Raw genomic sequence first — 326 nt, 5'->3', positions numbered from 1 at the left:
GTCAGATGCGGAAACAGGTTGAACGACTGGAACACCATGCCGACCTCGCGCCGGATCGCGGCGAGCGCGCGCGGGCTGTCCGTCAGCTCCGTGCCCTCGACGACGATGCGGCCGGAATCGTGCCGCTCCAGCCGGTTGATGCAGCGGATCAGCGTCGACTTGCCCGACCCGGACGGGCCGAGGATGACCACGCGCTCGCCGGCCGCGACCGACAGCGACACGCCGCGCAGCACCTCGGTCGCGCCGAAGCGCTTGCGAAGACCCTCGATCAGGACGGCGGGCGGCGCGCTCATGCCGGCTCCGCGCCGCGGCCCGCGGCGTCGCCC

At 73.3% G+C, this 326-nt stretch carries 1 protein-coding gene; it reads right to left on the bottom strand.

All coding sequences use genetic code 11. The annotated features are described in order from the left end of the window. Positions 1 to 293, bottom strand: a 293-nt coding sequence (locus tag B8460_RS12885; RefSeq protein ID WP_148360593.1) for an ATP-binding cassette domain-containing protein, incomplete at its 3' end; no start/stop codon positions are given. Positions 294 to 326 lie beyond the last annotated feature (33 nt).

Source organism: Acidisphaera rubrifaciens HS-AP3, assembly GCF_000964365.1.
Lineage (GTDB): Bacteria > Pseudomonadota > Alphaproteobacteria > Acetobacterales > Acetobacteraceae > Acidisphaera > Acidisphaera rubrifaciens.
Note: the sequence above shows the minus strand (reverse complement) of the source record. Positions and strands in the feature narration are given on the sequence as shown.